This window comes from Sphingomonas elodea ATCC 31461 (assembly GCF_000226955.1).
GTDB lineage: Bacteria > Pseudomonadota > Alphaproteobacteria > Sphingomonadales > Sphingomonadaceae > Sphingomonas > Sphingomonas elodea.
Genome location: NZ_AGFU01000034.1, coordinates 147,104 through 157,770, shown reverse-complemented (window position 1 = coordinate 157,770; position 10,667 = coordinate 147,104). Strand labels below are relative to the sequence as shown.

The 10,667-nt window shown below is 67.7% G+C and carries 13 protein-coding genes; 7 read left to right on the top strand and 6 right to left on the bottom strand.

The window, feature by feature from the left end; all coding sequences use genetic code 11:
- The coding region (locus KK7_RS23385) for a hypothetical protein (protein WP_237709191.1) at positions 1–182 on the top strand (182 nt) is incomplete at its 5' end.
- 98 nt (positions 183–280) lie between these two features.
- Here KK7_RS23385 and flgH read toward each other — a convergent pair.
- From flgH to KK7_RS0111225, 4 genes are read right to left on the bottom strand one after another with little or no spacing between them, the layout of a single operon-like run.
- Positions 281–1,030, bottom strand: coding sequence for a flagellar basal body L-ring protein FlgH (flgH, locus tag KK7_RS0111240; RefSeq protein WP_010544751.1), 750 nt, complete (start codon positions 1,028–1,030; stop codon positions 281–283).
- A gap of 14 nt (positions 1,031–1,044) precedes the next feature.
- Positions 1,045–1,473: a flagellar basal body P-ring formation chaperone FlgA gene (flgA, locus tag KK7_RS0111235; RefSeq protein ID WP_010544750.1), complete on the bottom strand. Its 429-nt coding sequence runs from the start codon at positions 1,471–1,473 to the stop codon at positions 1,045–1,047.
- Positions 1,473–2,255, bottom strand: a complete 783-nt coding sequence (gene flgG, locus KK7_RS0111230; RefSeq protein WP_010544749.1) for a flagellar basal-body rod protein FlgG — start codon at positions 2,253–2,255, stop codon at positions 1,473–1,475. The genes flgA and flgG overlap by 1 nt, the downstream gene beginning before the upstream one ends.
- Positions 2,256–2,277: 22 nt before the next feature.
- Positions 2,278–3,018, bottom strand: a complete 741-nt coding sequence (locus KK7_RS0111225) for a flagellar hook-basal body complex protein (RefSeq protein ID WP_029623189.1) — start codon at positions 3,016–3,018, stop codon at positions 2,278–2,280.
- A 117-nt stretch (positions 3,019–3,135) separates the two neighbouring features.
- On the opposite strand from KK7_RS0111225, the gene KK7_RS0111220 reads away from it, so the two are divergent.
- From KK7_RS0111220 to KK7_RS0111205, 4 genes are read left to right on the top strand one after another with little or no spacing between them, the layout of a single operon-like run.
- A complete protein-coding gene (locus tag KK7_RS0111220) occupies positions 3,136–3,693 on the top strand; it encodes a flagellar basal body-associated FliL family protein (protein WP_010544747.1) in 558 nt (185 codons plus the stop codon).
- A complete protein-coding gene (gene fliM, locus KK7_RS0111215; RefSeq protein ID WP_010544746.1) occupies positions 3,690–4,706 on the top strand; it encodes a flagellar motor switch protein FliM in 1,017 nt (338 codons plus the stop codon). Before KK7_RS0111220 ends, fliM begins: the two co-directional genes overlap by 4 nt.
- Entirely contained in the window at positions 4,703–5,125 is a 423-nt protein-coding gene (locus KK7_RS0111210; RefSeq protein ID WP_010544745.1) for a DUF6468 domain-containing protein, read from the top strand. The genes fliM and KK7_RS0111210 overlap by 4 nt, the downstream gene beginning before the upstream one ends.
- Positions 5,125–5,688, top strand: a complete 564-nt coding sequence (locus KK7_RS0111205; RefSeq protein ID WP_010544744.1) for a MotE family protein — start codon at positions 5,125–5,127, stop codon at positions 5,686–5,688. The genes KK7_RS0111210 and KK7_RS0111205 overlap by 1 nt, the downstream gene beginning before the upstream one ends.
- A 112-nt stretch (positions 5,689–5,800) precedes the next feature.
- On the opposite strand, the gene KK7_RS0111200 is transcribed toward KK7_RS0111205, so the two are convergent.
- Positions 5,801–6,217 (bottom strand): hypothetical protein, encoded by a 417-nt coding sequence (locus KK7_RS0111200; RefSeq protein WP_010544743.1) that lies wholly within the window; start codon positions 6,215–6,217, stop codon positions 5,801–5,803.
- Between the two features lie 88 nt (positions 6,218–6,305).
- On the opposite strand from KK7_RS0111200, the gene KK7_RS0111195 reads away from it, so the two are divergent.
- A complete protein-coding gene (locus tag KK7_RS0111195; protein WP_237709190.1) occupies positions 6,306–6,524 on the top strand; it encodes a hypothetical protein in 219 nt (72 codons plus the stop codon).
- Positions 6,524–8,350: a hypothetical protein gene (locus KK7_RS22910; RefSeq protein ID WP_010544741.1), complete on the top strand. Its 1,827-nt coding sequence runs from the start codon at positions 6,524–6,526 to the stop codon at positions 8,348–8,350. The genes KK7_RS0111195 and KK7_RS22910 overlap by 1 nt, the downstream gene beginning before the upstream one ends.
- Here KK7_RS22910 and KK7_RS0111185 read toward each other — a convergent pair.
- Positions 8,340–10,550, bottom strand: a complete 2,211-nt coding sequence (locus KK7_RS0111185; RefSeq protein WP_010544740.1) for a TonB-dependent receptor — start codon at positions 10,548–10,550, stop codon at positions 8,340–8,342. The genes KK7_RS22910 and KK7_RS0111185 overlap by 11 nt on opposite strands.
- Between the last annotated feature and the right edge of the window lie 117 nt (positions 10,551–10,667).

Sequence of the window (10,667 nt, the reverse complement as noted above, 5' to 3'; positions counted from 1 at the left end):
AGAGCCGCCATCGCGCCGACGTTGGTGTTAACGGAGAAAGCCATGGTGATTTCCTTCTTGGAATAGAGCCGCTTCTGCGACCCGGGCCGGAAGCGCCGGCCCTCGGCATGGCGCGCGGTGCGCCCTGCACAATCATTGTGGGAAGAAAATCGAGACCACCAAAATTATCCTGCAAATTTTGATGGTTACCGGAATATTAAGATAAACGAACGGTAAATGCGAAAAGGGCTCGCCGTGAAAACGGCGAGCCCTTTGCTCGAGCGGTCGGGAATATCGGCGATCAGAACGGAAAGAGCGCGTCGTAGATCTGCTGTCCCCACCGCGCCTGCTGCGCATCGGTAAGCTGCCCCTTGCCGCCATAGATCACGCGTGCCTCGGCGATCTGGCTGTGCTGGATCGAATTGTCGCGCGCGATGTCTTCCGGTCGGATCAGCCCGGTGACGATCAGCTCGCGCATCTCGAAATTGACTCGCACTTCCTGGCGGCCGCGGATCATCAGATTGCCGTTGGGCAGCACCTGGGTGACGATGGCGGCCATCGTCATGTTGATCGTCTCCGACCGGTTGGTGGTGCCACCGCCGGCATAGTTGGAGCCCGAGCTGGTATCCACCAGCTTGGAGGGATCGCTGCCGGTGAGCTTGCGGATCGGCGTCTGCAGCCCGAGCAGACCGGCGACACCACTGGTCTCGCTGCCGCCCCGCGTCCGCGAGGTATTGTTGCCGATATCGGCCCTGTCGGCGATCGCGATGCGGATGGTGAGAATATCCCCCACCTTGCCCGCGCGCTGGTCGCGGAAAAAGGCGCCTGCGCCGGTGCGGAACAGCGACGCTGTTGGCGCGGTCACCGGCTGCTCCGGGCGGGCGCGGTTCGAGCGATCGAGCGGGGACGCGAGCGAGGGTTGCAGATCGGGGGACTCGACGGGTCCGATCGCCGTCAGCTTGGGCGCCTTGCCGACCGCCTTCAGCCGTCCGACCGCGCCGCAGCCCGAAAGCGTGGCGCCCAGCGCCACGACGAGAATGAACTTACGCATGTTACCTCAGTCCCTCAGGGAGTGGAGATCCGCACCGTGCCCGAACCGTCGACGATGCCGTCGAGCGTGCGGTTGGTGGCGGTGACGACGATCCGCACCGGATCGCCCTGGGCGCCGCCGCCCAGCGCCCGGCCTGCGGCGGTAATGACCATGGTGCCGGAGACGATCCGGGCGGTGACCGGCTCGCCGCGCTTCACCAGCTGCGGCTTGCCCACGTCGCCGCGACGGAGCAGCATGCCGGCGTTGAGGTTGCGGGTCGCTTCCATGCCGACCACCTCCTCCGCCCGCAGCGCGCCGCGCGCCGCCGCTTCCGGACGGCCTTCGGTCGCCACGTCGCCCGCCTCGATCCGTTCGCCGCGCGCGACCGGCTGCTGGAGCACCGCCACCGGCACGTCCTCGGCGGGTGCCGCCACGCGCAGCAACAGGGCCAGCAGCGCGGACATCAGCGCAGCTGGCTGGTCGTCGCCAGCATTTCGTCGGCGGTCTTCACGACGCGGCTGTTCATTTCATAGGCGCGCTGTGCGGTGATCAGCGAGGTGATTTCCGAGACCGGATTGACGTTCGAGGCTTCGATGAAACCCTGGGTCAGCGTGCCCATGCCGGTATCGCCCGGCGAGGCGACCGTCGGCTGGCCCGAGGCGGCGGTTTCCAGGAACAGGTTGCCGCCCTTCGCTTCCAGGCCGCTCTCGTTCATGAAGGTGGCAAGCTGGAGCTGGCCGAGCTGCTGCGGCTGGGTGTTGCCGGCCACCGTCACTTCGACCAGGCCGGTCTTCGAAATGGTCACGTCCAGCGCGCCCTGCGGGATGGTGACGCCCGGCTGCACCGGGTAGCCGTCCTGCGTCACCAGCTCGCCCTGGTCGGAAACCTGGAAAGAGCCGTCGCGGGTATAGGCGGTGCTGCCGTCGGGCATCGTCACCTGGAAATAGCCCTTGCCCTGGATCGCCAGGTCATAGGGATTGCCGGTCTGGGTCAGGGCCCCCTGCTCGTTGATGCGATAGACGCCGCCGGTCTTCACGCCCGAGCCGATCTGGATGCCGGCGGGCACCCTGGTATCGGCGCCGGTCGAGGAACCGGGGCGCGACACCTGCTGATAGAGCAGGTCCTGGAACTCGGCGCGCTGCTTCTTGTACGCGGTCGTGTTCATGTTGGCGATGTTGTTCGAGATCACGTCGACATTGGTCTGCTGTGCCAGCATGCCGGTCGCGGCGATGGAAAGCGTACGCATGGAGGTGTTTCCTTCGTGAAATTCAGCCGATGCGGCCAAGCTTGTCGATCGCGCTCTTGCGCATGTCCGACATCGAGTTCGAAAGGCTCTGGCTGGTCTGGTAGGCGCGGAGAATCTGGATCATGTCGGTGGTCTCGACGATCGCGTTGACGTTCGATCCCTCGACGCCGCCGCTCACCAGCTTGGTCTGTGCCGCCGGCAGTTCGCGCCCGCCGGTGCCGCTGAACATGCCGTTGCCGCGCGGATCGACCACCGCCTCGTCACCGAACACGGTCACCGCGATGCGGCCGAGCGGGCCGTTCTCGCCCATCACCGTGCCGTCGGGATTCACGCTGACCTTGCCGGCTTCCTCGGCCGGAACCTTGATCGGCTTGCCGCCTTCGCCCAGGATCACCTGGCCGCCGGCGGTGGCGAGCTCACCGCTATCCAGCACCTTCACATAGCCCGCGCGCGTATAGGCGGTGGTGCCGTCACCGGCCTGCACCGCCAGATAGCCGGGTCCGTCGATCATCACGTCGAGCGGATTGCCCGTCGGCTGGAACGCGCCGTTCGCGGCATCGTGGACCGCGCCGTAATCGAGCACGAACGACGTCTTCTCGGCGGGTTTCACCGCGCTTTCGGTGTTCTCCACATATTCGCGGAACACCGGTTGCTCGCGCTTGAATCCCACCGTGTTCATGTTGGCGAGGTTGTTCGCCACCACATCCATTCGGCGCCTGAGCGCCTGCTCCTGGCTGAGGAGCACATAGGAAGAGATGTCCACCGGACCGTCCTTCGAAAAATGGTCACTAGGCAGAAATTGCCGGGTGACGCTTCTATAATAGAGGGAAATCGGACGTGCGGACGCCGCGGCCGATATTTCGGAAGGTCCAGGGAAGCTATGTCGGCCGAGATCGTCGAGGATAAGGGTACGCCGGAGGCCCCGGCGCCCAACAAGAAGAAGAAGCTGATCATCATCGGTGCCGCGACCGCGGCCGCCCTGACGCTCGGCGGTGGTGGTGCGGCCTTCTTCATGGGCGGCAAGAGCACGGCCAAGACCGAAACGCACGGCGAGGAAGCCGCCGCCGAGGAAGGGCATGGCGAAGGCGAAGCCAAGGCCGAGGGCGAAGCCGGCCATGGCGAGGGCGAAGGCAAGGGCAAGTTCGTCGACGTGCCCACCGTCTCGGTGAACCTGCGCTCGCCCGACGGATCGGCGCGCTTCCTGAAGCTGCACCTGATGCTGGTGCCCGGCCCCAAGACGACGGACGCCGCGCTCAAGGAACAGCTGCCGGTGGTGCTCGACGCCTATCAGCCCTTCCTGCGCGAACTGCGCCCGGAGGATCTGGGCGGCTCGGCGGCGGTGTTCCGGCTGAAGGAAGAGCTGATGGTGCGCGCCACGCGGGTGCTCGGCCCCGGCATGGTCAAGGAAGTGCTCATTCAGGACCTGATCCAGCAATGATCGATCTCGACGACTTCGACCTTCCGGATCCGCCATCGGCCCCGCTTGGCGACGACATCCGCTTCGACCAGGCGGACATCGACGCGCTGTTCGGCGGCAACGAACCGGTCCTGAAGAAGAAGGGCCTGCGCGCCGTTCTGGAATCGAAGGTCATCAGCCACGAACGGCTGCCGATGCTGGAAGTGGTGTGCGACCGTGTGGTGCGCACCTTTGCCAGCTCGATGCGCAACATGACCTCGGACGCGATCGACGTGAGCCTCGAGGAAGTCACCTCCGCCCGCTTCGGCGAGTTCATGAACCGCGTGCTGCTGCCCGCGATGGTCGGCGTGTTCAAGGTCACCGAGTGGGAGAGCTACGGCCTCATCACGGTGGAATCGGGCCTGATCTATTCGGTGGTCGACGCGCTGCTCGGCGGTCGCGGCGGCAACTCGCCGACGATGATCGACGGCCGGGCCTTCACCCCGATCGAAACGTCGCTCGTCTCGCGCGTGCTGGAAACGGCGCTGCGCGATTTCGCTGATGCGTTCGAGCCGATCGAGCCGGTGAACATGAAGCTGGAGCGCATCGAGACCAACCCCCGCTTCGCGGCGATTGCCGCCACCTCGAACATCTGCGCCATCGCCACCTTCCGGGTGGACATGGACGGCCGCGGCGGCTGCTTCACCATGGTGTTCCCCTATGCCACGCTGGAGCCGGTGCGCCACAAGCTGCTCCAGCGCTTCATGGGCGAGAAGAGCGGCCGCGACAGCATCTGGGAGGCGCATATGGCCTCCGAGATCCGCAAGACCAACGTGACCGTCAACGTGCTGCTCGGCGAGAAGGCCGTGCCCCTGGCCGAGCTGGAAGAGCTGCAGGTCGGCCAGACCATCGCCTTCGACAAGAGCCCCGACGACGCACTCGACATGGCGTGTGGCGACATCAAGCTCGCCCAGGCCCAGATCGGCCAGCGCAGCGGCCGCGTCGCCGTGCGCCTGGTCAACGATGTTTCCCGCACGAGGAAGAAAGTATCATGAGTATCGCGCTTTTCGCCAATGTGCTGACGATCATCCTGTGCGTGGCCGTGCTCGTGCAGAGCATGCGCATGATGCGCAGCCTGCGCGCGGTGAAGGACGGCGCCCTTACCGATGTGGTCAAGGCGCTGGATAACGCGACCGTGCAGGCCCGTACCGTCCTGTCGGACATGAAGCAGACGCTGGGCACCGATTGCGCGCGCCATGCGCGGCTGGTGGAGCAGGCCCGCGACCTGCGCGACGAGCTTTCGGACATGATCGGCATCGCCGATTCCGCCTGTGAGCGGATCGTCTCGGCTGTCAGCCTGGCCAACGCCCTGCGCGTCGCCGGCGACGAAGCCGCAGCGGAGGAAGAGGCCGGGACCGTCGACGAGGCCGAAGCCGCCGCCGACACGGCCGCTGCCACGCGTGAGGCTGCGTGATGGCGCGCCCTTCCCTGCTCCTGCTCATGGCCGCGGCCTCCGCGATCGCCGCGGTGGCCAACGCCGCCAGCATCGCCACCGGCGACCAGGACGGCAGCACCAAGACCCGGCTCGGCAACTCGATCGAGCGCGACCTGAGCGCGCGCGACCAGGAGGCCGCCAAGCGCCAGCGTGCGCTGGACCTGCGCGAACAGGCGGCCAAGGCCGCCGAGGCGCGACTGGCGGCAGGCGTCGAGGCGCAGCAGAAGGAAGGGGTGGCCGGCGCACCGGGAGCGCCCGGAGCCCCCTCGCCCGCCGAGGCCCAGTTCGACGAGCTCGCCCGCATCTACCAGGCGATGAAGCCGGCCAAGGCCGCCGCCGTGTTCGAGCAACTCGACATGGAAGTGCAGATGAAGGTCGCGCAGCGCATGCGCCCCGCCTCGACGGCGGCAGTGCTCGCGGCGATGACGCCCAAGGGTGCCGCTTCGCTCAGCATGGCGCTGGCCCGCAAGAGCGCCGCCGCCAAGCCTGCGGCGACACCCGCCATGGCCGGGCCGGCCGGTAGCGCCCGCAAGCCGGGCTGAGCTCTTTCCCGATCGCGAAAAAGAAACACCGCATCCTCGCACAAGCGAGGATTCGGTTGCTGCGTTCGATGACGATGTGCGGTCTGGCTGGCGCCGGTGCGGCGCCGCCGCCTCAGCTCTGCGAGGCGCCGACTTCCACGATCAGCACGCGGTCCAGCTCCGGTACCACGGTCTTCAGTGCCGTGGTCAACGTCTTGTCGAGGTCCGCGGCGTTGACCGCACGCAGCGCCGAGGCATCGAGTCGCGCGAATTCCACGCCCCCGGCGATCGCCGCCATGCGCAGGTTCGGCAGCGCGGCGGTCAGCTTTTCCGCCGTCGCCGCGTCATGGGCTTCCAGCACCAGTTTGAAATTGAGCGTGCCCGCGACGCGATCGGCATCGACGATCGGCACGGCGATGGCTTCCATCGTCACCAAATGGGGCACCGCGCCTTCTCCGCCCCCGCCCGAAGCATAGGCGCGCCCCGCCGGAAGCGGCGAAAGCGCCACCGCGGTCAGTCCGAGCATTGCCAGCGTTCGCTTGCCGCGCACCAAATTTCTCCTGTCTCCGCATGGTTCGGGCCGCCGATGCAGCCACGCACGTCCTATAAATAAAGGGTAAGCACTTAACGGAATCCAAATGAGCCACGATCAACGTCCCGCCCGGATGCGCGTCGTCGCCGACGCGAACGCCAGCCGCGGCAACGCCGTCGACACCAGCGCCGAGCAGCAAGCCAAGCCGGGCCCACCGGCAGCCGCGGCGCCCGCCGGGCTGCCGGTGGTGCCTGCGCTCGTCTTCGTGATCGCGTGCGTGATCGGCGGCGGCGCCGTTACCTACCTTCTTGCCGGAGCCCATTGATGCGTCGATTGCTGATCCTGGCGCTGCTCGCCAGCACCGCCGCCGCACCGCCGAGCGACCCGGAGCACGCCCCCGCCGCGCACGACGCGGCCCCGGCCGAACATGGCGCGGAGGTTCATGCAGAATCCCCGGATGCCGGCCTTCCCGGCCGCGTCGAGCTTCCGCCCTTCGCCGCCGTGCTCGCGCAGATGCCGACGATCACCGACAGCAGTGCCTGGCCGTCGCTCACCGAGGAACAGGCCTGGGACGCGATCGTTCGCGCCAAGCCGGAGACGCGCCAGCTCGCCCGCTGGAACTATGCCGGCTCGCTGATCCACCGCGGCATGGGTGCCGAGGCGCTGAGCGTGCTCGAGACCATGGTGTCGGACGATGAGGATCTGGCGCTCGCCGCGCCCTTCCAGCTCGCCACCGGGGCGGCGATGGTAATGATCGGCCATTACAAGGATGCGGTGCAGGCGTTGTCGCTCCCCGAACTGGAGCATAATGCCGAGGCCTGTGCATGGCGTGTCCGTGCGCTCGCCGGCACCGGTGACGCGGCCGCGGCCGCTCGCCAGATCAACTGCGCGGTGCCCGCGATCAACGGGCGCAGCCCGCAGGAGCGCAAGCCCTTCACCCTCGCCGCCGCCCGCGGTGCCATCGCCATCGGCCAGGGCGCGCCCGCGCTTGCCTGGCTCAAGCTGTTCGGCGAACAGGACGCGCAGGCGAACCTGCTGCGCGGCAAGGCGCTGCTGGCGTCCGGCGATCCGGCCGAGGGGCTGTTCCGCCTTTCCCGCGCCGAGCTCAGCGGCACCCCCGACGTGCAGGCGGAAGCGAAGCTCGCCCGCATCGAGGGCGAGCTGAAGCTCCACCGCATCGATCCCAAGGAAGGGATCAAGCAGCTGGAGGCGCTACGCTATGGCTGGCGCGGGGGGCTGGTCGAGCAGGGCGCGCTCCGGCTCGAATACCAACTGGCCCAGGCCGAGAATGATCATCGCGCAGCGCTCCGCAGCGCCGCCACGCTGTTCCGATACTTCCGCCCGGACGGCGATTCCGCGGTGATGCTCAAGCAGATCCAGGGTTGGCTGGCCGAGATGCTGGCACCCGACAGCGGCACGCCGCTGCCCGAGGCGGCAGGACTCTATTGGGATTACAAGGAACTGGCCCCCGCCGGTGCCGAAGGCGACGTGCTCGCGTTGCGGCTGGCCGCACGGCTGGAGGAAGCCGGGCTCTATCCCCGCGCCGCCGAACTGCTGCAATATCAGCTGATGCAGCGCCGCCAGGACGTGGCGCAGGGCCCGCTGTCGGTGAAGGTGGCGACGCTGTTCATCCTCTCCGGCGATCCGGTGAAGGCGCTCGACACGCTCCACGCCACCGAACAGGCGAACTATTCGGACGCGATGCGCTTCGATCGCAAGCGGATCGAGGCGGTGGCGCTCTACAAGCTGGGCCGCGAGGCGGCGGCAATGGCGGCGCTGGACGGCGTTCCCGGCGGCGCCGGCGTCCGCAGCGAGATCCACTGGCGCACCCGCAACTGGGGCTCGTTCGTCACCGAGAACGAAGCCACCCTGCCCGCGCCCGGTGCACTGACCGCGCCGAACCAGGCGATCGTGCTGCGCCAGGCGGTGGCGCTCGCCATGCTGAACCAGGAGGCCAAGCTGCAGGCACTGCGCGCCCGCTACGCCGCCGCGTTCAAGCCGCTGCCGAGTGCGCAGGCCTTCGACCTGCTCACCCAGCCGGCCCAGTCGATCGATCCGGCCCGCGTCAGCAAGGCGATGGCGGCAATCCCTGCCGCCAGCCCCACCGGCGTGATCGGCGACCTGCTGGACGTGACGACGCCTACAGGCTGAAGCGCAGCGTCGCGCGCAGGTCCCGCCCTGCGAGCGGCGCATAATCCTTCAGATAGCTGGCCGCGCGGCGTGCATCGACGTCGAACAGGTTGTTCGCCGACAAGGTGAGCGTGGTGCCCGGCATCGTCGGGAAGGGCTTCAGGCTCAGCGTCGCATTGACCATGGTGTAGGGCGCGGTGCGCGTCTCGAAGCCGGCGATGCGGTTCTGCACGAAGACATGCTCGGCCTCCAGCCGTCCGGTCAGCCGGTCCGACTGCGCCTCGATGCCGCCCAGCACGCGCGGCGCGGGGATGCGCGGCGCAGGCCCCTGGTCGACGATGTTGGCGCGCACATAGTCGCCCAGCGCATCGAGGTTGACCGTGTACTGGCCGATCTGCGCCAGCCGCACCGATCCCTCCGCCTCGAACCCGTAATAGCGTGCATCGCGCTGGGTGAACTGGAAGCAGGGAAGGTCCACGGTCCGTCCGCTCGGCGCGGCGGCGGCGGCGCACACAGCCTGGTCGGTCTGCGCGTCGCTGATATAGTTGGAGAACCAGTTGTAATAGGCCGAGGCATCGAAGCTGTAGCCGTCGCCATGCGCATGGACCGTCGCTTCCAGGCCCCAGCTCTTCTCCAGCCGGAAGTCGGGGCTGCCCAGCTCATAGGCCTCGGTTCCCGCATGCGCGCCGTTGGCGAACAGTTCCTCGGCGGACGGCGCACGCTCGGTGTGCGAAAGGTTGAGTCCGATCCGCACGTCGCGGCTAACGCCATAGGACGCGCCGACCGATCCCGAAAGCGCCTCGAAATGGCGCTTGCCTCCGAAAAAGCGCGTGTCGCCCTGCACCGGATCGGAGGACAGATCGGTAAATTCGTACCGCAACCCCGCCTCGGCCTTCAACGCGCCGAGGTCCACCTGCTGCAGGGTAAACAGGCCCACCTGCTCGGTCTTGTTCTTCGGCAGGAAAGCCTCGTCGCCCTGCACGTCGAAGTCGCGGGCGAGATACTGGACGCCGCTCGCCCCCCGCCAGGCGCCCCGATCGGCCTGCACCAGCTCGAGACGTCCCTCCAGCCCCTTGTTGTAGAAGGCCGTGCCGACGCCGCCATCCGGCTCCAGCTCGAAGTGGCGATAGGCGGCATAGCCCGCGCGCAGCCGCACCTTCTGGAGGAACCCACCGCCCGTTTCCGCTTCGGCGCGCAGGTCCAGCCGGTTCTGCACCACGCTCAGTCGCGGCGCTTCCTGGCCCGAGCCCTGCTCGGTCGCGAAGCGGATCGGCACGCCATAGAGGCTGTCATAGTGGCTGTAGGCAAGGCCCAGCATGCCGGTTTCGGTGATGATCGACGCCCCCGCCCCGGCCGTCCAGGTCTCGGCGGCGGTGTTGGGCAGCCGGTTCTTCACCGCGGCGTTGGCAGCGAAGTCGATCGGCTCCTCCGCGTCCGGATCTGCCGGCAGCATCGCGCTGGCCAGCGCCTGACGCCGTTTCGCCGGGGTCAGCGCATAGCCACCGATCTTGAGATCGTCCGACTTCGAGTACGAACCGTCCGCATGCAGCACCAGATGACTGCCCACCGCCACGTCGCCGGCCCCGCCCACCGAACGCTCGTTCGCCGCGGAGCCATAGGTGCCGATGGAGCTGAAGCGATAGCCCTTCTCCGGCACGCTGCGCGGGATGCGGCTGTCGATCACGTTGACCACGCCGCCCATTGCCGAGGACCCGAACAGCAGCGCCGACGGGCCGCGCAGCACCTCGACGCGCTCGGCGAGCAGCGGATCGATGATCACCGCATGATCCGCCGAGGTGTTGGACACGTCGATCGAGCCGATGCCCTCGGTCAGGATTCGCACGCGCTCGCCCTGGAAACCGCGCAGGATCGGGCGCGAGGCGCTCGGGCCGAACGAGCTCGCCGACACGCCGGGCTGGCGGGCCAGCGTCTCGCCGATCGTCGGGCGCAGGTTGCGGGTCAGCTCCTCGCCGGTGACGACCGACGTACCGGAAAGCACATCGGTCTCGCTCTGCCGATAGGGCGCCGAGACGATGATGTTCGCGCCTTGCTGTGCCGAAGCCTGGGCCTGGGCCTGGGCCTGCGCCTGCGCGTCTGCCTCGGCTTCGCGCTTCGCCGCTTCGGTCTCGTTCGGCGCCGGCGCGGCCGGCTGCGGATCGGCCCATGCCGACAGGGGCAGCAGAACGAGCGAGCAGGAGGCAAGGAGCACGCGACGCGACATCAGATTTCCGCTTTCATTAAGGGAGAATGGCGCGAACATGTATCGGGGATGTTATATAGTATCAAGAAAAATCATGCTGCGATGCGGTGCATAGTCGCACGGCCAAACCAAGCATTT